At 51.1% G+C, this 20,615-nt stretch carries 16 protein-coding genes; 8 read left to right on the plus strand and 8 right to left on the minus strand.

Annotated elements, in window-relative coordinates; all coding sequences use genetic code 11:
• Positions 1 to 48 precede the first annotated feature (48 nt).
• Positions 49 to 2,748: a CHAT domain-containing protein gene (locus IQ268_RS04700; RefSeq protein WP_193876061.1), complete on the minus strand. Its 2,700-nt coding sequence runs from the start codon at positions 2,746 to 2,748 to the stop codon at positions 49 to 51.
• A gap of 580 nt (positions 2,749 to 3,328) precedes the next feature.
• Between IQ268_RS04700 and IQ268_RS04705 the strand changes: the two genes are divergently transcribed.
• A complete protein-coding gene (locus IQ268_RS04705) occupies positions 3,329 to 3,994 on the plus strand; it encodes a hypothetical protein (protein WP_193876063.1) in 666 nt (221 codons plus the stop codon).
• 114 nt (positions 3,995 to 4,108) lie between these two features.
• Here the strand turns inward: IQ268_RS04705 and IQ268_RS04710 are convergent, their stop codons facing one another.
• On the minus strand, positions 4,109 to 4,303 hold the full coding sequence (locus IQ268_RS04710) for a hypothetical protein (RefSeq protein ID WP_193876065.1): 195 nt from the start codon (positions 4,301 to 4,303) through the stop codon (positions 4,109 to 4,111).
• 488 nt (positions 4,304 to 4,791) lie between these two features.
• Here IQ268_RS04710 and IQ268_RS04715 point away from each other — a divergent pair, with 488 nt between their 5' ends.
• Positions 4,792 to 6,228: a Ycf66 family protein gene (locus IQ268_RS04715; protein WP_193876067.1), complete on the plus strand. Its 1,437-nt coding sequence runs from the start codon at positions 4,792 to 4,794 to the stop codon at positions 6,226 to 6,228.
• Positions 6,229 to 6,239: 11 nt separating this feature from the next.
• Here IQ268_RS04715 and IQ268_RS04720 read toward each other — a convergent pair whose 3' ends face one another.
• The 4 genes from IQ268_RS04720 to IQ268_RS04735 all read right to left on the minus strand — a co-directional run bounded on the left by IQ268_RS04720 (position 6,240) and on the right by IQ268_RS04735 (position 11,321).
• Positions 6,240 to 7,661 carry a S8 family peptidase gene (locus tag IQ268_RS04720; RefSeq protein ID WP_193876069.1) on the minus strand — a complete coding sequence of 474 codons (1,422 nt, stop codon included), beginning with the start codon at positions 7,659 to 7,661 and terminating at the stop codon, positions 6,240 to 6,242.
• A 234-nt stretch (positions 7,662 to 7,895) separates the two neighbouring features.
• Positions 7,896 to 9,485 (minus strand): B12-binding domain-containing radical SAM protein, encoded by a 1,590-nt coding sequence (locus IQ268_RS04725; RefSeq protein ID WP_193876071.1) that lies wholly within the window; start codon positions 9,483 to 9,485, stop codon positions 7,896 to 7,898.
• A 379-nt stretch (positions 9,486 to 9,864) separates the two neighbouring features.
• Positions 9,865 to 10,452 (minus strand): hypothetical protein, encoded by a 588-nt coding sequence (locus IQ268_RS04730; RefSeq protein WP_193876073.1) that lies wholly within the window; start codon positions 10,450 to 10,452, stop codon positions 9,865 to 9,867.
• Positions 10,453 to 10,811: 359 nt separating this feature from the next.
• Positions 10,812 to 11,321 carry a TIGR00725 family protein gene (locus IQ268_RS04735; RefSeq protein WP_193876075.1) on the minus strand — a complete coding sequence of 170 codons (510 nt, stop codon included), beginning with the start codon at positions 11,319 to 11,321 and terminating at the stop codon, positions 10,812 to 10,814.
• 141 nt (positions 11,322 to 11,462) lie between these two features.
• On the opposite strand from IQ268_RS04735, the gene IQ268_RS04740 reads away from it, so the two are divergent.
• From IQ268_RS04740 to IQ268_RS04755, 4 genes are all read left to right on the plus strand, one after another.
• Complete coding sequence (locus IQ268_RS04740) at positions 11,463 to 12,488, plus strand: glycosyltransferase (protein ID WP_193876077.1); 1,026 nt, start codon at positions 11,463 to 11,465, stop codon at positions 12,486 to 12,488.
• A gap of 293 nt (positions 12,489 to 12,781) precedes the next feature.
• On the plus strand, positions 12,782 to 14,584 hold the full coding sequence (locus IQ268_RS04745) for an alpha/beta hydrolase (protein WP_228035093.1): 1,803 nt from the start codon (positions 12,782 to 12,784) through the stop codon (positions 14,582 to 14,584).
• 348 nt (positions 14,585 to 14,932) lie between these two features.
• Complete coding sequence (locus IQ268_RS04750; RefSeq protein WP_193876079.1) at positions 14,933 to 15,400, plus strand: NfeD family protein; 468 nt, start codon at positions 14,933 to 14,935, stop codon at positions 15,398 to 15,400.
• 54 nt (positions 15,401 to 15,454) lie between these two features.
• Entirely contained in the window at positions 15,455 to 16,309 is an 855-nt protein-coding gene (locus IQ268_RS04755; RefSeq protein WP_193876081.1) for an SPFH domain-containing protein, read from the plus strand.
• Here IQ268_RS04755 and folP read toward each other — a convergent pair.
• Positions 16,306 to 17,118, minus strand: a complete 813-nt coding sequence (gene folP, locus IQ268_RS04760; protein WP_228035108.1) for a dihydropteroate synthase — start codon at positions 17,116 to 17,118, stop codon at positions 16,306 to 16,308. The two genes, IQ268_RS04755 and folP, sit on opposite strands and share 4 nt — an antisense overlap.
• A 299-nt stretch (positions 17,119 to 17,417) precedes the next feature.
• Between folP and IQ268_RS04765 the strand changes: the two genes are divergently transcribed.
• A complete protein-coding gene (locus IQ268_RS04765; RefSeq protein ID WP_193876085.1) occupies positions 17,418 to 18,122 on the plus strand; it encodes an SDR family oxidoreductase in 705 nt (234 codons plus the stop codon).
• Positions 18,123 to 18,147: 25 nt separating this feature from the next.
• Here the strand turns inward: IQ268_RS04765 and IQ268_RS04770 are convergent, their stop codons facing one another.
• On the minus strand, positions 18,148 to 18,705 hold the full coding sequence (locus IQ268_RS04770; RefSeq protein ID WP_193876087.1) for an FHA domain-containing protein: 558 nt from the start codon (positions 18,703 to 18,705) through the stop codon (positions 18,148 to 18,150).
• Positions 18,706 to 19,596: 891 nt separating this feature from the next.
• On the opposite strand from IQ268_RS04770, the gene IQ268_RS04775 reads away from it, so the two are divergent.
• A complete protein-coding gene (locus IQ268_RS04775; protein WP_193876089.1) occupies positions 19,597 to 20,130 on the plus strand; it encodes an SMI1/KNR4 family protein in 534 nt (177 codons plus the stop codon).
• Positions 20,131 to 20,615: the final 485 nt, after the last annotated feature.

Genomic DNA, 20,615 nt, shown 5'->3' on the forward strand with positions numbered 1-20,615 from the left:
CCGCCGCAAACAACAGCACTATTGCAACAGCATTAGCGCTCCAGTTTCCTAAGGTTGTGCCGCTCCTAACGCTTGCCATTCGCTGATGGCCTGCTCTGTCCACAGCCAATTCTCTGGTCTGCTTAACCCTTCGATACTGAACCCAACTGGATCGTTTTCCATCACCATTTGATAGAGCTTGACGGCTTTGCTCTGCACGTCGCGCTGCTCGGTGGGGGTGCGATCGCCACTGGCACCGGCCAATGCCTCCTGGTACAGCACCAGAGCAATTCCTGCATAGGCCGTCAGTGTGTCTTTATCCATCGTCATCTGCTCGGCATTAGACTCTTCGGCATTAGCGGTATCGCTGGCGGTTTGATTCGCCGCTTGGACTTCCAGGAGCGCAAGAGCCTGATACCATGCCTGGGTAGCATCTCTCGATCGCCCTTCGTTGTAGTAGGCAAATCCAAGCGCGTTGTAGTGACGTGGAGAGGGGGAGCGAACTCGCGTTGCCGTTTCCCAGTAGCGGCGTGCATCATCAAAGCTATAGTCTGTGTCTCCCACCTGCACCGATTGCCATGCCAGCCTGCCGAGCAAGAAGCTGACGATGGGTTGATCGCGCTGATTACTGTCAATGCTGCCAATTGCCGCTTTCGCTTCACGCAAGGCACCCCGGTCAAGCAGGGCGCTGACGGCCTTTTGCCCGTCCGTCAAATCGGGCTGGTTCAGTTGGGAAATGGCGATCCGGGTCACGTCTGATGTGGATGCTGTTGCTAAATCAACGTTATCCGCACTGCGGTTAGGAACGGTTGAGTCGATTCCGGGCAGTTCTGCCCCTCGCAACAGTTGCTCAGGCGTTGGATTGCGGGGCAGCCTGGATAACAGCGAAAACCCTAAAACGGCGATCGCTGCTACTCCAACTATGCCCAGTAGCGGTATCAAACGCGGGTGGTTGACAATGGGTTGCCAGACGGAACGATGCAGCGCCAGGGCGGCTCCCGCTGGAGCCAACTGCCAGTTGGGTTGAGCCGCGGATGGAGCCACCGAGTTGGGTTGGGTGGCCATCTGGCTCACGGTGGCTGGCACCTTGGTCGTTGTCTTCTCTGCCGATGGTCGAGAGGTGGCTCCATCCGCAGAATAGCTGGATGGTTTTTCTGCTTCTGCTGCTCTCTGATTGTTTAAACCCAGGTCAGACGCGGCGGTAGACGGCAGACCTGTGGGAGGTGGAGCCGGATACGAAAGCTGCTGAATTAAATCCGAAACCACCACCGCATCATCGTCATAGCTCAACGATTCATCGTCGTTGAACGCATCGCTAAATTCGTCGTAATATTCGACATCGTCTACCAGTGCCCCTAAGTCATCTTCTGCCAGCACGGCTTCAGACAGCTCGATCCAGTCGTCGCCATCTAAAGCGGCAGCATTGGCATAGGTATCCTCTTCTCCCGACAGCACCGGCGAGGCATCGTAAACCTGGGGCAGCAGCAGCAACCGATCGGCTGGATTATCCAGGGTGCGATCGCCCATCGTCAAATAGCCGTCAAATTCGGGATGCAGATACAGAATCGGTAGCGCCCAATAAAGCTGATTGGAACCATAGGCCGAAATCAAGCCCTGTCTGGCACGGCTGAGACTGAGATCAATCGGATAGCCCTGCTTCAGGTTGCGGTAAAACAGCCGGGTCAGCGTTAGCGCTACATCGTCAGGAATTTGTTCTGCCATCGCCAGCACCGCCGGGATACCACGGCTCACCAGTGCTTCTGCCAGATTGCGTTCTTCTTCCACGCTTGGGTCAGAAGCGGCTGTATAGGCACCCCGGCAGGAGTTAAAGACGACCATGCGAACGCCGTTATTCACCAGCAGCCCAGCTAGGTCGTCGCCATTCAAAATCTCGGTTAAGCCCGTTTTATTGTTGACGAGGTAGAGGTTTCCGCCTGCTGCTCCTAAGTTGCTGTGACCGGCATAATGCAAGACATGGTAGCGTCCTTGCTCCAGAGCTTGAGTCAACTGCTCCCGTCCTGGCTGATCCAGAATGGTAAGTTGAATATCTGGAACGCTACTAGCCATTCCTTCGGGTAATGCTGCACTTTGGCGGCGCAGTTCTTGCTGCAACTGGCTGGCTTCTCGCCTTAGATCCAGCCGCTCTTGATCGGTTGGAGCCGCAATTACCATCAAAATTCGCAACGATTGTTCTGGCTCGATCGCCACTTGAGACCCAATCGGCACTAACCCTGTACTCAACTGATAGCGAGAGAACACGATATCTGTACCAGCCGCGATCGGACGAGGAGCAGGGCCTAATGCATCTCGCTGGCGCAATTTATCGGTGGTCGATGCGCCTCCGTGCAGCACCTCCCACGGCAACCGGGGGAGAGACAATCCCTTTAAGCCCAACCGCAGCCGCAGTACTTCTCCACGATGCTGGGCAATTCCTCGCGCTGTCATCCAGCTATCGCGCAGGGTGCCTTGAAACAGGCCGCTGTAGAAATGCTGGCCTAAATCGACCAGGCTTAAGGCTGGGGTGGATGTTGTGCCGTTGGGTCTGGCCGAACCGGGTAATCCCAATCCACCAATGCGGCTAACGCTATCGCCCTGAAGCAGCCCCATGAGTGGGTCATTCATCAATTGACGAGCCTGATCTAACCATTCTTCTATGGGCCAGCTCACCTGCTCTTCGGCTAGAGGAACACCCGGTGCCACTCGCTCAGTACGCACGAGGTACTCATCGTTTCGAATGGGGGTAACAGAAATGTGAAACTCTTGGGTCACCGCTCTTGTGTTCTCCTGATTCCTATGGTTTGAAGCTGCTTATGTCAGACTGCTTTCTGCTCCTGAAAGCCCCAAGAATGATTCTTCTACTCTCATCTCACATGCTTCAGAGTGAGTTTGAGGCGCTCAGGTTACTTTGAATAACTCCTCAGTCCGATAAAACCAGTCCGATAAAATGCTCTCGGTACGGATGCTAATCTCTGTTTGGACAAGTGGTTGGAGCCAATTTCAGTTGCTACCGAGTGGAGCTACCGTGGGGCTACTTTTAAGTAACCTCATTTCATTAAGACGAGTCTAGCCGCTGAAAAGTTACAGGGTTGGCAAACTTTCCTTCCTACTGCCAATGTGCCGCAAATTTGTCCGGATAGCACTAGCTCACCACCGAAACATGGATTGGTAGATGCACCCTGATTTGACTACCCCGGCTCAAGTTTTGAGTCCGGGGTTTTTACTGATCTTTACCAAGGCTTTACCAGAAGGGCTGAGGATTTGACTCAACTCTGATATTGCCAGCTTAATCGCTAGATAGGATGGTTGGGGTTAAGTGCTTCACCCCATTTGTGTAAGGTTATTTTTCGTAATGCAGTATCCGTTCGGCACCCTTATCCAGGCTTGCAAGAAACAGGTTCAGTCCTATCCCACTATCTTGTGGCTGAATGGTGCGGCGGTTGGGTTCTTTGTCTTGCTCACCGTATACGTCAAACTTTGGAGCGATGGCAAAGTGATTGAGCGGCTGTTTAGCCCACCGTTTAATCAGGAGTTTCCCTACTTTGGCATGTTGATTACGGCATCTAACCTACTGCTGTGCCTGTCGGCTTCTATCTGCACATTTAGTGTTGTGCTAATTAAAGACTCTCGTTCCAGGGGCAAAATCAACTGGTTTTTGGCCGGGTTTGCGTTAATTTTGAGCGTAATTTTGCTCGACCGCATGTTTCGGTTCACGGTCATTCTGGTGTCGCTTGGTAGTTTGCTGAAGCTGGCTATGTTTTTGCTGTATGGTGTTGCGGCAGTCGGTTATGCTTCAGTTTTCCGGCATAAACTGCTTTCAACTCCTTATGCTGTCTTGCTAGGAGCGGTGGCTCTGTTAGTTTTTGGGGCAATCGTAGACTTAACCCAGCTAGATGGCCACGGTCTCCCTGCCATGCTAGAGGAAGGAAGCACGCTACTGGCGATGATCAACATCGCTATTTATGTCTGGATCGTCTGTCGTAAAGAGGTGCTCAAGGGGCTGTGGCAGAAGAGCTAGCCTGTTTTGAATGCTGAAACGAGCCGAATCATGCCGTCATTAGTAGACCATCAGGGGACGATGACATGTTCTATCAGCATCAGGCTGCAATTTAGCGCCCGTGTTCAACTGGTTTTAACTGAGCCACTTTGTTTTAGTTGCCCGGTAAGACCACAGAGCGACACCGAGTAAAAGCAACTGAATTTGCCACGGAGCTGCAATGAGTGTCAGAAAAATGCCAGCCAGGGCAACGGCTAAACAAGCGATCGCTATCTCCTGAGAGGACTTTTCAGACCGTTCGTACAGGTAAGCTGCTCCAACCGTAGTCATTAGTGAAAAGATGAACCACATGGTTACAACCTGCTTTTAGCAAATCTTCACATACTTAGTAAAGTAAAACACGTTTTCCCTGGCTGACCTCACACATTCAGCTAACCCGCCTGGGGGATTTACAGATGCGGAAATCCCTGAACTGACGATGGGAAGGTTATTGAGCGGTTCTTAGAACCATTAGGAAAGTTTACAAAAATTAATTACCTGATCCGGAAGAAAGGATGTAGCGGTTGGCGATCGCTCTAGCCTGGTGCGGTACAACCAACGCCAACACAGGTGATTATCTGTTTGGTGGGTCATCACCCTGTCTACGGAAGCGGTCGAATCCGCTTCATCTGACCCTGGTAATTTCTGTGATGCAAGCCGTCGTTTTACATAGGCTTTGCTTAAGGATTCATCAGTAAGGCAGTTAGTTCCTGATCGGAGTGGACAATCCTCAAGCAAAATGAGAGTATTCAGTCCTCAGTCGTTGCAGGAGGAAACTCATGCTTGCACACTTTCTGGCATTAGCTGTTGGGTTTGGCAGCTTTGGCTTATATATGGCTGCGTTCTTCTTTCCAGAAGTTCACCGCAAGTATGACTTTATCTGGAGTGGAGTCGGACTATTTTATGCGTTGGTGCTGTGGGTTTGCGCCGGGCGAATTACGGGAGGCGTGCTGCTAGGGCAAACGGCTAGTGTGTCGTTGTTGGGGTGGTTTGGGTGGCAAACGTTGAAACTGCGTCGTGAAATGACCCCGTTGAACCAGCAAACTCAAGTTTCTGGGTCGGCAAAATCGGCGGGTGAGACCATTCAGACCCAGACGGCACGCCTTCAGGCTAACTTGCAACGACAACTCAAGACGGTATCGCTTCCTGCGCCTGTGAAGCAGGTGTTTGCCAACATTGCTGATGTGGTTCAAGGGATGACAAGCCGTGCCTCGAAATCGCCGCCTAAGCCGCCCCGATCGGGTGCCAGGGCTAGCGGCGTAAAAGCTAAGCCTGCTGTGCCAGAGTCATCAGACGCGACAGTTAGTGAGATGGTGGCGACGGAGTTCGATGAGGCGATCGAAACTGCCATTCAAACCGACTCCGCTCTATCCACGGAGCAGCCTACACCAGAGACAGCGCTTCCTCTGGACGAGCGCACCGCTACAGCAATCAACCGTTCAACTGCGGTTGAAGACGCGTTCGGGGTGAACCCCGACCAGCCGGAAACGGCTTCGTCGCCCAAGTTGGGTTCACCATCTGTCACTCCCAGGATGGCCGACCGCCGCTCCGCTAACCCGATGCTCGGCAGGTTAACCTCGCTGGGAGGACGGTTACAAACCGCTTTAGGACGGGGCAAACCGGTTCAGCCGTCGCAAGCTAGCGCTGAAACCAGAGAGATTGAGCCGATTACTAGCGACGCTGATGATTTTTTTGGGGAAGACGACGAACTGGAGCTTGAAAGCCTCTCAACTGCTGACTTTGGTGATAGTGAGGCGATCGCGCCTGATCGGTTAGCTGCTTCAGCTTCAGTGGATTCAGTGGATTTAGATTCAGTAGGTTCAAACTCGGTAGATTCAACTTCAGCCCATTCAGATTCAGATCCAGCAGATAGCATTGCTCCAGAGGTAGCTGGTGCAGCGGAGCCTGATTCAACAGAGGCACCTGATTTGGAGGAAGCGATCGCTATGGAAACAGATGATACATCAATCGAAACATTGACCGAAGATGTGGAAGCCACCCTGGCTGAATTGGAAGCAGTTTCTCCGATGACTGAAGCAGAACCAGACCAGAGCCAGGACGAGATGTCGGTGGATGAGGTGTCAGTGGATGAGGTGTCAGTGGATGACAGCGTTGCTGCATCCGCCGAGATCCTAAACGAGCGGGAAGCACCTGAAACTGCTGAGGTATCTGATGCTGCCGAGACGGTTGAATTGGACGACGGCAAGCCAGAGTAGCCAGGTGCAACCTATACGGCCTTGATGCCGCTACGAACTGAAGTTGATGTCAGAATGGTTTCAACCTGAGTTGGTGTCAGGTTAGGGTTGGCGCTGAGCATCAATGCCACCACCCCAGCAACATGGGGGGTCGCCATCGATGTACCACTGTAGCGATCGTATAGCCCGTTTGGAAGGGTTGATTCGACGTTAATGCCGGGAGCCACAACAAAGTCAAGCCGCTTGTTGCCAGCCGGGTTCGAGAAATCGGCGACGGTTTTGTTTTTGCCGACTGCTCCAACCGCAATTCCTAAATCTTTCATGGCATAGAATGCTGGCTCAATGGGTCGCCTTGTTCCCGATCGCCGTTCGTTGCCAGCCGCCATGACGGCGATCGCGCCTACCTGTCTGGCATATTTAAGAGCCGCTTCTGTCTGGCGCATAGGGGCATTGCCGGGATTGCTGCCAATGCTCATGCTGATGACGTTAGCCCCATTTTGCACCGCATAGCGAATGCCAGCCGCAACGTTAGCGTCAAATTTTGCTAATGAACGGTCATCCTTACCGCCAATGGCTCGAATGGGCATAATCTTGGCATCGTAGGCAATGCCAGTCACTCCAAAGCCGTTATTGGCTGCTGCGATCGTACCCGCGACATGGGTACCGTGGCTGTCCAGATCCATCGGGTTATTGCTATCTGTATCAACAAAACTCCAGCCGCGAACATCGTCGATGAAGCCATTGCTGTCGTCATCAATACCGTTATCGGGAATTTCGTTTCGGTTGACCCAGATATTGCTTTGGAGATCAGGATGCGTATAGTCGATGCCGCTGTCGATTACAGCCACAACAATGCCCTGACCCGTATATCCTTGTGCCCAAACTTCGGGAGCGTTGATCAGGTCTGCCCCCCAGTAGTTACCTCCCCGATCGGCCAGGTTAGCAAAGCGGGAAAGACCAATACTCTGAGCGACTGCTGCTGCCGCGTCTACTAAACCATATCCATAGCTGAACCCAAACGAGCGAGAGGCTCTCAACGTTGCCTTTTTGGACGCTTTGGGGGTTTGTTGGGCATAACCAGAGGCATTGCCGTTCGTTTGCTTGGCTGGGTACGTGTCTGCTTGAGGAGGACGCTCCAGCGCTAACGGAGCCGTTGTGTTGAACCTGCTGCTGTGGCGATCGCCCTGGGAGGTGCGGCTGAGAATTGCCAATTGCTCTCTGTCCAGGTTGCCCCATTGTTGAAAGTGAACTGGCTGCGCTGGAGTCGGCGTGAAGCGATAGCGGGATAGCCATCGGGGTGGTGTCGTCAGGAAGGGCGCGAGGGAGGATGACGCTGTTGCACGGGCTGCACGAATTGGGGCAAGGGAGTTCGTTTCCTCGCATGATGCAGAACGCTTTTCCTGGAGAGGGGATTTTAACCAAACAGAGAGATGGGGTTTTAGCGATGCAGCCATACCGTGGTGTTAGAGCAAGTTCTCTGGATCATTCCGATTTGTATCCCTAACCAGGATGGGCTGTCATCACGGGAAAAACGGAAACTGAACGAATGGCGGTTCCAGTGTTCTTAGGAATTACGGTGGTTTGGGAGGCAAGATGCTCGATCGCCCTCACCGCAACGAACGCCAGCCAAAAACACTACTGTTCCGGAACAGTAGTGTTTTCCAGGATTCAAGCCACTGTGTTCAGCGCTAGTTCGCTAATACTTCGACCGATTCATTTGCCGTTTCTGCTACCTGGAGCGTTGCCTCCTGCTCTAGGAAGTGAGCCAACTGTTTCTCAAGCTGGTCGCGCACGATGTAACGGTAGTCTGCAAAATGTTCGCCGTAGGCGCAGGTGACCAGGAAGCGTGTCCACAACGACGGCTTGTGCTTGATCACGCTGAACAAATGGTGCCAGAACTTCCAGCGAGTTTTGCGCTTGACCCCCTGTCGCCAAATTAAAATCATCAGCCCTCGGAGCTGCTTCAAATTAATGGGTTGCGCGGTTGACTTCGCGCGCGGCTCTCCCAGCAGCATAATGTGACGGTAGGAGCGATCGAGGTATTTTTCTGGATCGTATAGCTGCCAGAACGCCTCAATGTACTCGCGCGTAATGTCTTCAATCGGACGGGTTGGAATGAAGTTCATCAACGTCGTTTGGTTGATATCAGCATTTTTGGTGCGTAACCGTCCTTCTTTTTCCAGTCGATGCCAGAGAGCTGTGTCGGGCAGTGCTTGCAACATGCTGAAAATGGCTGTGGGAATCGTGCTTTGCTCCACAAACCGCAGGAGGCGATCGCCTGCCCCCGGCTTTTCACCGTCAAATCCAATAATGAAGCCTGCCATCACCCGCAATCCAGATGTAATGATTCTCTCAACGGAATCAGCAAGAGGACTGCGAGTATTCTGGAACTTTTTAGTCAGGGAGAGACTTTCTTCATCGGGAGTCTCAATCCCCAGGAAAACAGACCCAAAGTAGCAATCCAGCATTAGATCCATCAACTCTTGATCGTCTGCCAGGTCGATGGATGCTTCCGTGACAAAGCTAAAGGGATAACCGCGTTCTGCCTGCCAAACCTTTAATTCTTTGAGCAACAGCTTAACGTTCCGCTTGTTACCAATGAAGTTGTCATCCACCATGAAAACGCCGCCACGCCAGCCGAGTTCATAAATTCGGTCTAATTCAGCCAATAGCTGCTCTGGCGTTTTGGTGCGCGGCTTGCGACCGTATAGCACAATGATGTCGCAGAATTCGCACTGGAAGGGGCATCCCCGCGAAAACTGGACTGACATATTATCGTAGGCATTGAAGTCCAGCAAGTCGAACCGAGGCACAGGTGTGCTGGTTACATCTGGCTTAACACCGTCTGAGCGAAACACCCCACTGGTCTTCCCCTGCTGCACTGCTTCTATAAACAGCGGCAGAGTAATTTCGCCTTCGTCCAAAATTAAATAATCTGCGCCTGCTTCCCTGGCTTCGTCTGGTAAGGCCGTGGGATATGGCCCACCGACGGCAACCCGCTTGCCGCGCCGCTTGGCTGCTTGAATCTGGTCGGCGAAGTCTTTTTTCTGCACAATCATTGCAGAAAGCAGAACCAGATCAGCCCAGTGCCACTCTGCTTCAGTAATCTCCCGCACGTTGCGATCGACCAGCTTAAATTCCCATTCTTGTGGCAGCAGCGACGCAACGGTAATTAATCCCAATGGGGGAAGCAATGCCTTGCGATTGACCAGTTCTAGCGTTTTCTCAAAAGACCAAAAGCTTTTGGGAAATAAAGGATACAGCAGTAAAACACGCATGTATTCGTGCCTTTCCTAAAATAGGACTAAAAAAACAGGTAACTATGAATTGACAATCTGAATGTTATGGGAACAGTAGCATCCAGATTGGGCGTTGGGTAGGGGGATGGACTAAAAACGTCAGGTCATAAGGATAACCTGACGCCTCGCTGCCCACGTTACGCATGACCGCTGTCCGAGAAACGAGGCCAGGTCAGACTGATCCCGCTCATTTGCTGACAAAAGAATGGCGAGCTGATTTCCATCAACTCGCCACTGCTTTGGGATTACTTTCTCAGAATCGATCGCTTTAGGACTGTAGAGGAAGAACGGCGCACTAAAAACAGTGAACGCCAGAACTCACCGCAACACGCGCTATCCAGAGCGCGGCCAGAGGCAGCTAGATATCTACCTGCGAACCGTTTGCCAGGAAGTTTACTTCGTCAATCTCATACATGGGTTGAGTGAGCAACGTTTCACGAATGGCTTCAAACAAAGAATACTGGTTGGCGCTGCTTAAGCTCTGTAAGGCGTTGCCTCCACGCGGATTTTCGATATTGAAGTTGATGGCGGCTTCGTTTTCGGCTGAGTCAACACTGACCTCGTAGCCTCTTATGCCAACATCTTGTCCTTCATACGACTGCATGATTTGATCGACAGCTCCTTCTACTGGCTCCTCTGAACCCACTAACACAGAACGGGGCGTGAGTTCGTGCGTCTCTGGGTCGTGGATGTAAACGATCGCTGGCTCATAATCTCTGGTAACCGATGTATCGACTTCTGGTGCAGAACGGTTAACAGGCTCAGGTTGGGCGATCGCGCTTCCAGCAAAACCTATTCCCACTGCAATAGCCGCGATCGCGGCGGTGGCAAACTGAGCGAATGACCCGACCCTTACTTCAGGAATTGACTGGCTCAGTGCCAGCACACGAACCCGGTTTGCAGTTGAATCGTCGTTGCCTGAATGGGTTAAGGGAAAGTGCTTCATATAGCCTCCTGACAAAACAAGATGGAAGAAAATTGAGTGAGAAATTTAACTTTTTATATCTATAATTATACCTCCAAAGTTTAACTATATTGAGTCGCTATTCCATCTGAGGATCGAGAGATTTATTTCCAGAAAACTCGTTTTTATTCTAATAGGCTACCCCTTAAGATTTATCTCTTAAGACATAGCCTCTTCTACATTCCTAAGATGAAAACATGCCTCAACACTTGGATTTGAGAATCCAGACGGTTAACTACAAGGACAGACACCTCAATTCCGGAAAGAGGGAATAATTTTTTTTGGGGCTATCGACATTGTTAGGAGTTGTATGTGATTTGTCTCGATTTATTAATAGAAAATTACTGAGCTGTTTTCAAAAGAGATTTGATAATTTCAATGGTTTCGTTTGGGGTTGCTGCTATTAGAATATTTCGTTCTCCTAACTCTCTTCCCAACTCTGTAAAAAACGCCTGCACTGGTGCTGTTTGATCTAACAAAATTACTCTTTTGTTAGCTTTTAATGCGAGAGCCACTTCAGATGCCGTTCCGCTACCCATGCCGCAGGCAACCACAACATCGCTAGAGAGAATGTTGACTGCGTTTCGGGCGTTGCCCAATCCGGTCACAATCGGAATGTCAACGGCCGACGACATTCCAGCGCGATCGCTACCGGGCAAGATGCCCACGGTTAGCCCACCTGCCTGTTTTGCACCTCGGCAGGCCGCATCCATTACGCCAGCCGCTCTGCCGCCTGTTAACAACACCCAGTTTTGTTGGGCGATCAGCCGGCCCAGTTCATACGCGTTGCGCTGATTGCTAAGGCTGGATGCTGTACCAGGTCCCATTACGCCAATAATGTGTTGCGTCATTTTCGTCAATTGGTTCTGTAAGGTTCCGAACTCAACCCTTCAACTTTTCTTTAAGGCTATGCCTTTGGAGACTTGCAGCTTTTTAGACGAGTCTGATTTACTCTGGAGTCAGGGTTATCCATTCAGCAGGTTTCAGCAGCGTTGTCTAATTTCTCTCCTACCGCTGGAAACGCTGTCCGTGGAACGTTTTTTCCACGGGTTTCTGTTGTGGTACCGATTTATAACGGTGAAGCCGACTTGCCCGATCTGGTGAGCTGTCTGCTGGCTCAGAGCTATCCGGGCGATCGCGTTGAATATTTGCTAGTAGATAACGGCAGTCGCGATCGAACCTCGACCTTGCTTCAGATGGCGGTTCGGGCTGGCACCGAACAGGGGCTAACCCTGCGTTCGTTCACTGAAGCCGAGATTCAGAGTTCCTATGCTGCTCGTAATGTCGGGATTCGGGCGGCTCAGGGGGAAATTCTGGCGTTTACAGATGCCGACTGCCGCCCTATCTCCAATTGGTTAGAACAACTGGTTCAACCCTTCACTGATGCTGCCGTTGGGTTGGTGGCTGGAGAGGTAAAAGCGTTGCCAGGGAACACGCTGCTGGAGCGGTTTGCCGATCGCCAGGAAACCTTATCGCAAAAGCATACGCTGGCACATTCTTTTTTGCCGTACGGCCAAACGGCCAACCTGGCGGTGCGGCGGCATATTCTGGAGCAAAGCGGGTTATTTCGCCCCTATTTAACGACGGGTGGTGATGCAGATTTGTGTTGGCGCATTCAGCAGCAGGGGAATTGGCAATTACACTTTGCAGAAGAGGCGATCGTGCAGCATCGTCATCGTACTACCTTGCCAGAACTGCGTCGTCAGTGGCAGCGATATGGCACGTCAAACCGCTATTTGCACGAGCTACATGGGGTTGACTTGATGCGAACCTTATCACTATCAGCCTATGCACATCGCTGGATGCGCTGGTTGTTGAAAGAGTTGCCAGGTGCCGGGTTGAAGATGTTCAGCCGTAAAGCGGATCTCTCTGTTATGTTGGAAACTCCGATTAACCTGCTCTGCATTCAGGCGCGTGCATCCGGACAACGTCAAGCTGGGTTACCTGCCGCCGCTCGCGAAATTGCCTGGTTAGATCAACGCCCATCTGAACCTGAAACTGATCGTCCAAATGGATAAAGTTTTCATGTTGATCGCACGACAGCATCCTACGGGAACTATTGAGTTTGAGAAAAACAAAAGTAATGGTTGCGATCTAACCTGAATTTGCTGGCAGAACCGATCGCTGTGTGACACTTGATTGCCCCAAGCTTCGTCTACCTTTTCTGTGTGATTACTGATTTGACTATAAAGCGCCTGTGAATTTACTCCAGCCTCGGGTTTGCCCCCCCAACGTAATTTCTAACTTGAGTCGGCAACACGGCGACTCAGCACCCCGGTTAACGCAGCGAAGAGGCCAGCGTTCACGACGAATGTGGTTACTCAAAAGTATGCTTTGGGGAGTGGCAATGGGCTTAGGGTTCTCTGCCCCTGGTCTGGCTGCCGAGCGAGTGGCTGTGCGCTTTGGGCCGATTCAATATTCTGTAGCCGTTGATGACCTGGAACAGTATGCGGAAACGGGAGAGGTTCCACCCTCGCTTCAGCCAGTAGCGCCCCTGTTGAGTGAAGACGTGCAGCAAGTGCTCAGCAGCCATTTACAGCTTGATCCCAACCTGGGAGACAAAATTGTTGAGGATTTGCTGCACTCATCGGCGGGCGATCGCCTCCTAACCGTGCTGCAATCGACGATTCTAGACAGTAGCGTCGAGGAACTGAAAATTGCCCTGATGCGAGCGTCCAGAGAAGCAGATGGCTTGAGCCTGCTGGGGTTGTTGCGTGCCTACCCGGATGAGGTGATCACAATTGACATGAGTTCTGCGATCGCCCTGGCCTCTCAGCTCAACCTGCCTTATTTGCAGAGTCAAGCGCTCACTTCTATTTTGGAACGTGAACTGACTGTACCCGGCGAGCCGTTCCGTTCCGATCGAGATCCTGCTGCCCCAGGCGAACAGTGGGTGCGGCAACAAACCCTTGTGTTTCGAGATCACGATCGCGATCGCAGTATTCCAGTGGATCTGTACTGGAGCCGTCAAACCCACGGCCCATTAGTAGTTATTTCCCACGGATTTGGAGCCGATCGGCGGTTTCTAGGGTACCTGGCGTATCATCTGGCTTCCCACGGCATTACGGTGGCAGCATTAGAGCATCCGGGCAGCAACGTGGCTTGGCTCACCGAAGGAATTGCCCAGACTAGCAATAGCCGCCTGGGGAACTTACTGCCCGCCAGTGAGTTTATCGATCGCCCCAAAGATATTAGTTTTCTGCTCAACGAACTGCATCGCTTAAACCAGTTTTCTCGCACGTTGCGGGGCAAGCTGAACACCGAAAAAGTGTCGGTGATCGGTCATTCGCTGGGGGGCTATACGGCGTTGGCGTTAGCCGGAGCGCCACTCAACCTCGATCACTTGCGGCAGTTTTGCGATAATCCTGATCTGGTCACGCTTTCTCCAGCCGATTTGCTTCAGTGCAATGCCTCTGAACTGCCCGACCATCAAATTGATCTAAGAGATGAACGAGTTGCTCAAGTCGTTGCCCTAAATCCGGTGATTGGGCGACTGTTTGACGAGAATAGTCTGGCGCAGATTGAAGTGCCAACGATGATTCTGGCTGGAACCGATGATTCGATTACCCCTGCGGTGAGTCAGCAGTTTTTGCCCTTCATGCATTTGCAGATGCCGAAGTATTTGCTGACGGCGATCGGGGCAACTCACTTAAGCGTGGGCGATCCAGCCAACCTCAACCACTCCCTGACCCAAAGCGTGTTTATGAGAGAGCGTCGGGGTGAAGAAACAGAAGTGTTGCGATCGCTGCTGCGCGGGGTTAGTTTGGCGTTTGTAGAGCAGCTTACCCCCAACGCCTCAGAATATGCGCCTTTTTTAAGCTCTGCCTATGCCCAATCGTTTTCAACCGATGACCTGAAGCTGCGGCTCAACTCCCAACTGCCTCCGAACCTGGCAAACTGGCTTAGAATGGCTGCACTGCCGTTAGAGCAACTGGTGACAACAACATTGCCCCGACGTGCCCCAAGAGATTCCGTTTGCAACTCCAGCTTGAGTTGCCTGTTGAGTCAGCTTCCTCTAGCCATGTTTATCTTGCCAGGTGAATTACCGCTGTTGGGCAACCAACTTTTTCAGTTTTCCCGCCGCAAGTCGAAACGCCGAGAGCGCCTTCGCTAGTTCCGGAGATAGCAATACGCTTATCGATCCGATCTGAGACAGGATCGACCGTTTCAACGAATATTTCCCTAAACGGTGGTGCTTCTGTCTGCATGGATGCTGCATCGCTGCTGGCACTGATTCAGCAGTGATCAGAACTATAAAGAGAGGTAACGACAAGATTTTTAATGCGTGGAAGCTGACTCATCTTGAGAAACGATAAAACTTCATTAAAGTATTCTATTTATCCTAGAAGAGTGTATCTAAATATGCTGCCGGGGCTTGAGCCTGACTCTGTTTTTTCCTTCCCTTAGAGCAAGAAACGGAGACAGGTGCTTTCTAACTCGCCAGCTTTCATGGGAGTCTCTAGTGAACGTGTTGCAATTAATTTCTGAGCAGCCTGCCCATATTCTATGGTTGCTCAGCGGGTTGGCGTTTTTGGCAATAGGAATGCTGGTTGGTGAACCGGGTATTGCTGCTTTGGGCTTTGCTGCCTTTATTACCGCGATCGCGGCGTTGTCAGTACCGGCGTTTGCTACACAATTGTTAATTTGGGGGGTTCTGGCGGTTTCACTGGCGGTTCTGCTCCGCGGCATGGTGCCTCGTGAATCCCGAGAGCTTCGTCACTCAACCGAGGCTGAAGTGGTTGATGGTATTCCGCCTGGGGGACTTGGCCATGTAATTTATGAAGGGAGTTGGTGGAAGGCACGTTGTCAGTTTGCCGATATGGCGATCGTCGTGGGTCACAAAGTCCATGTGGTTGGACGCGATGGTAACACGCTGATTGTCGTTCCCAACAACTTCACGGATCACGACATTTATGACCGAACCGTTTAGAGTAGAGGCAATCCCTCTGACTCGCTTCAGCATCCACCAGGAGATGGTTAATCTATGGAGTCTATTCTTGCTGCCCTTGCGCTTCTCATCATTGGCTATACGATCGGCTCTGTAAAAATTGTGAACCAAGGCAGTGAAGCGTTAGTTGAACGACTGGGACGCTATCACCGTAAGCTAACTCCGGGGCTGAACTTCATCGTTCCCTGGCTGGATGCGATCGTCCTGGAAGATACGACTCGGGAACAGGTTCTCGACATTGAGCCGCAGTCGGCTATTACTAAAGACAACGTGGCGCTTCAGGTGGATGCGGTTGTGTTCTGGCGAATTCTAGATTTAGAACGCGCCTTTTACGCGATCGAAGACATTGAAACAGCGCTGAAAAACCTGGTGCTGACGACCCTACGGGCTGAAATTGGGCAGATGGAGTTTGAAGAAACCTTTGCCTCACGCGGCAAAATCAACAAGGCATTGTTGGATCAGCTTGATGAGGCAACGGCACCCTGGGGCGTGAAGGTGACTCGGGTTGAGGTGCAGGACATTGAGCCAGCAGCGGCGGTATTAGAGTCGATGCAGTTGCAGCGAGCGGCGGAGATTAAACGACGGGCGGCTGTACTTGAAGCAGAAGGCGACCAGGAAGCCACCATTAAAAAAGCAGAAGCAACGGTTCGTTCGATCGAAATGCTCTCGAAGGTGATGAAGCCCACGGATGAACGCGATCGCTCTGTGTTGAACTTTTTGCTGATGCAGCGTTATGTGGATGCTAACCAGAAGTTGGGCGAAAGCGATAACTCCAAAATTATCTTCATGAACCCACGAGATTTAAGCGAAGCGCTGGGAGAGTTAATGTCCTCGGACACCAACACTAAGCCCAAGAATGGAGATTCGGGGAACGGGTTGAGTCCAGATTAGCCATTGGATGTATTGTGCCGCCAAATGGCATCAGCAACCCGACACACATCTCGCATGGCTGGCACGTCATGCACCCGCACAATATCGGCTCCACCGGCGATTGCGGCACAGCAAGCGGCGGCGGTGCCCCACACGCGTTGTTGTGGATCGGGCTGGTTCAAAATGTGTCCAATAAAGCGTTTGCGTGACGCGCCAACTAGCACCGGGTAACCGAGCGCTTTGAGTTCGGGAACTCGGCGTAGAATCTCTAGATTCTGAGCATAGGTTTTAGCAAAGCCAATTCCCGGATCGAGGATGATGTTGTGGCGATCGATGCCAGCGGCAATCGCTGCTTCTACCCGTGCTGCCAAAAAGGTGTTGATTGCCCGAACTACGTCTGCATAGTCCGTTAGCTGCTGCATTGTTTTGGGTGTTCCCCGGATGTGCATTAATACGATGGGAACCTTTAATTCCGCCACGGCACTCAGCATGTCTGGGTCGTACGTTGCTCCAGAAATATCGTTAACCAGATTGGCTCCTGCGGCAATGGCGGCGATCGCCACGGCAGCACGGGTGGTGTCAACTGAAATTGGGATCTGGCGAAGGGTTGCTGTCGCATCAGAGCGAATGGCCTGGACAACAGGCACCACCCGCCGCAATTCTTCCTCTAACGACACGTCTTCGGCTTGAGGCCGGGTGGACTGTCCCCCAATATCTAAAATATCTGCCCCAGATGTAGCCATCGCTCGCGCCTGCGCCACAGCCGACTCAACCGTATCAAACTGCCCACCGTCGCTAAAGCTGTCGGGTGTGACGTTCAACACGCCCATGATGTAGGTGCGATCGCCCCAGGTTAGCCCTGGATAGTCGCCAGCTAGAGGCACACTGAATGGCGGAACGCTTGAAGGGTTGGGTTCTGGCATCTGGCGTTGTGCGGTGAAGGGTTTAATAGGGCAGCCGACTCAAATTGTACGCCTTGGGATTGTTGTCTATCACCCCGTTCACCCGGTATTGAAGAAGTAGGGGCAATGCTGCGATTGTTGCAACTGAATATCATCGTCAGTTGATGCCGTTGCATTAGCAGGGTTGTGGCGTATTGCACCGTTCAATTAGTTGTTTAGGCAGGCGCATGAGTACAAAAATAGCCGTGGTTACAGGTGGCAATCGGGGCATTGGCTTTGAAGCCTGTCGGCAGTTGGCAAGCCACGAGATGCGGGTGGTTTTGGCGAGCCGGGATGAGGCGAAAGGTCGAGCTGCGGCTGAACAACTCCGGGGGGAAGGGCTGGCCGTTATTGCTCACCCGCTGGATGTGGTTGATCCGGGCAGTATTGCAGCGATCGCCGCATTTTTGCGTCAGGAGTTTGGCCAGGTGGATGTTTTAGTAAACAATGCCGGAATTTATCTTGACCAGAGCGGTGACAGCATTCTCTCGGCTCAGGTTGACACAGTACGTCAGACGATGGAAACCAATGTCTATGGGCCACTTCAACTGTGTCAGGCGATCGTACCGCTGATGAAGGAACACCACTACGGCCGCATTGTTAATGTGTCTTCGGGAGCCGGACAACTGCACGATATGTCGGCAGGTCATCCTGCCTATCGGATGTCTAAAACGGCGTTGAATGCCCTCACCCGCGTTTTAGCCGCCGAACTGGACGGGACTAACATTCTGGTCAATTCCGTTTGTCCAGGTTGGGTTAAAACCGATATGGGAGGGGCAAATGCTCCGCGTACGCCAGCACAGGGAGCCGATACCATTACCTGGCTGGCAACCTTACCTGAGGGTGGCCCCAGCGGCGGGTTTTTCCGCGATCGCCAACCCATTGAATGGTAAAGCGTCCGCCGTCCGAATCAGGTGCCTAAAGCGTGATCTGAATTCCAACCGTGTCGCCCTCAGAGTCGATCGCTCGTGGCCGACAGGTGACAAAAAACTCGGCTTTAATGCTGCCAAGCTGAATGAGATCGTTGTCGCAAATGACGCGGCGTTCCATCAGGGTGAGCTTGCGCTGGTTAACCCATGTGCCGTTGCTGCTACCCACATCGGCAATATAAAACCCGTCGAGATGATGATGCCCAATGACGGCATGACAACGAGAAACGGAGCGATCCTGCACCACAATAGAGCAGGTTAAACTGCGCCCAATCGACCAACTGGAGTCAACCGTGGCAATTTCGGGGCGTTGGTTGAGTACTAATTTAGTCACCAGAAAGCTGGTGCGCCCGGTGGTTACCCCTTGAATGTAAAAGGGAGAAACCTTACAACGCTTTGATGCATCTAGAACGGGCTGTACAATCGTTGACACTTCGTGGAGGTTGTAATTGCAGTCTTCAATTAACGAATCACAAAGTGAGGGGTTTTGTTCTAGAAATTTAAGCGTAGACGACGCAAGAACACGAGAAGGGGTCAAATGTGACATGCTGGCGGACTACTATTTTGCGGTAACGAGGGAATGCATGAGGAAAATACATTTCTAGCCGTTTAAACCCCGATGGACAGTTGAGCAACAGAAATCCGACGTTTGGCAGGATGCAGCAGAATGGCGATCGCCGCCCTTCCTGGTTGATGCGTTTGATGGGGCGGTGATTCTAATACAGATTCAACTCGGTGCTGCCAGCAACGCCCGTATTTCTGCTTAGAAGAACATTAGGCATGATTAAAGGTGACAACGCTTGACTTGGCAATCGTGGATCTGAGCAAGTTCATCAGAACTTCACACAATCACCCTAACCAGCCAGGTGCATTAAAGATTTTCTAAATTAAGTTTCTTTAATCAGCAGCGTTGCCAGTGAAAGCCACGCTTCAAGCTAAAGAGCGTTGTAGGTGCTTCTAATTTTTCTAGTCTCATCCATTGAGGCCGATCGCTCACATCTCATGCCATCGTGTCGCCGTTCCAATGTTCGTTTTTGCTTCAGGGTCAGAGCTGCATAGTCTGATCAAGGGTTGTCCAATAGCGGCTTTGACGAACGATTGAAGATAGTTGAATACGTGGTTTTAAAGGATACTTTAAAGGGGCCGAGTATCGCTCAAACTGCTTTCTAAATCTCCCAGTTTTGGGCTTCGGTCTGAGCACTCAGCCGCACGAGAACTTTGCACTAGAACTGGTTGGGATATTCCCCCATGTTGGAAATTTAGAGAGCGAATGCAGCATATTTAGGCTCTTACGCAGATTTGGTGAAGTGAGATGCGATCGCTAAAAGAGCCGACATAAACTCAAGGGTTTAGAGAACTTTCAACACCAAGATCACCAAAATAGCGCAAGAGCCCATAGAGCGTGTTAAGCGACAAAAGATCGAAATTCAAGTAATTCATGGATCGCGATATGTACAAAGATTGTGACCGACCTGATGCTTTAGGAGAAAAATTTATGTATCTCGACCGAGCAAAAAAAGAGTATCAGAAAATGCTTCAAACGTTAAATTGGGCAGATGAAGCTAAACCTTGTACGGTAGATGAAGTAAAAGCTCTTGAGCAACAACTTAAACTATCGTTGCCATTAGCTTATCAAGAGTTTCTTCTCTGGATGGGACATGGTTCTGGAGAATTCATGAGAGGAGAAGATTTTCAGTTTGGTCAGCTTCAGTCTATTCGAGAGGCTGCTCTTGAATTGATGCAACTTAATAATTTTTCAGAGCCATTACGAGATGATGCCGTTATATTTACCATGCATCAAGGTTGTGCATTCGGATTCATGCAGGCATCTGAAGGATGCACTCCTCCCGTCCACTTTTACATTGAACAAGAGAGTGGAGAAGGTTTAATCATATGGAATAGGTTTGATGAAATTGAGGGTTACCTTCTAGATTACATAGCGTCACTCATAAAGTTTTTTAGTAAATCATGATGCAGCAGTAAGCACAGAATGAGAGCTAGTAGCTTTTTTGTGCTTAATAAGCACATCAGATGTCGCGTCTCTCAATGAACAGACTCTTACGCGAATTTGGTAATTTGGGATCTAGAAGCCTCTGAATAGTTGAATCTACGTTGCCTACTTTGACAATCTCGCCCCTTTTCACCAAATTCACGTAAGAGCCCATATTTACTATGTTTCAAATACCCTTCTAAAGTGAACGTCTTAATTGACCTTTCCGAACCGGGTTGACCAAAACTGAACGTAGACAATGAGGATTAAAAAGCGGACTTTGAGTTCTGTTCTAGAACTGGCTAAGAAGGTGCTGCTGCTTGAAACATAGTCAGTTAATGTTTCTGGAAGGAATGAGGTGCTGTTGTTTTTATGAAGAACAAGTTGAGATAGAAATGATAGATGATAACGTCCTTAGAGGATGTTTTAAAAGTCTAATTTATAGCCCGATACCCTTAGGGACATAG

The sequence above is a fragment of the Oculatella sp. LEGE 06141 genome (genome assembly GCF_015207605.1).
Lineage (GTDB): Bacteria > Cyanobacteriota > Cyanobacteriia > Elainellales > Elainellaceae > Oculatella.

Excerpts from the sequence above, each read along its gene's own strand:
- IQ268_RS04705 (WP_193876063.1), top strand. The coding sequence starts at position 3,329 with ATGCAGTATCCGTTCGGCACCCTTATCCAGGCTTGCAAGAAACAGGTT.
- IQ268_RS04710 (WP_193876065.1), bottom strand. The coding sequence starts at position 4,303 with ATGACTACGGTTGGAGCAGCTTACCTGTACGAACGGTCTGAAAAGTCC.
- IQ268_RS04715 (WP_193876067.1), top strand. The coding sequence starts at position 4,792 with ATGCTTGCACACTTTCTGGCATTAGCTGTTGGGTTTGGCAGCTTTGGC.
- IQ268_RS04720 (WP_193876069.1), bottom strand. The coding sequence starts at position 7,661 with ATGGCTGCATCGCTAAAACCCCATCTCTCTGTTTGGTTAAAATCCCCT.
- IQ268_RS04725 (WP_193876071.1), bottom strand. The coding sequence starts at position 9,485 with ATGCGTGTTTTACTGCTGTATCCTTTATTTCCCAAAAGCTTTTGGTCT.
- IQ268_RS04730 (WP_193876073.1), bottom strand. The coding sequence starts at position 10,452 with ATGAAGCACTTTCCCTTAACCCATTCAGGCAACGACGATTCAACTGCA.
- IQ268_RS04735 (WP_193876075.1), bottom strand. The coding sequence starts at position 11,321 with ATGACGCAACACATTATTGGCGTAATGGGACCTGGTACAGCATCCAGC.
- IQ268_RS04745 (WP_228035093.1), top strand. The coding sequence starts at position 12,782 with ATGTGGTTACTCAAAAGTATGCTTTGGGGAGTGGCAATGGGCTTAGGG.
- IQ268_RS04755 (WP_193876081.1), top strand. The coding sequence starts at position 15,455 with ATGGAGTCTATTCTTGCTGCCCTTGCGCTTCTCATCATTGGCTATACG.
- folP (WP_228035108.1), bottom strand. The coding sequence starts at position 17,118 with ATGGGCGTGTTGAACGTCACACCCGACAGCTTTAGCGACGGTGGGCAG.
- IQ268_RS04765 (WP_193876085.1), top strand. The coding sequence starts at position 17,418 with ATGAGTACAAAAATAGCCGTGGTTACAGGTGGCAATCGGGGCATTGGC.
- IQ268_RS04770 (WP_193876087.1), bottom strand. The coding sequence starts at position 18,705 with ATGTCACATTTGACCCCTTCTCGTGTTCTTGCGTCGTCTACGCTTAAA.
- IQ268_RS04775 (WP_193876089.1), top strand. The coding sequence starts at position 19,597 with ATGGATCGCGATATGTACAAAGATTGTGACCGACCTGATGCTTTAGGA.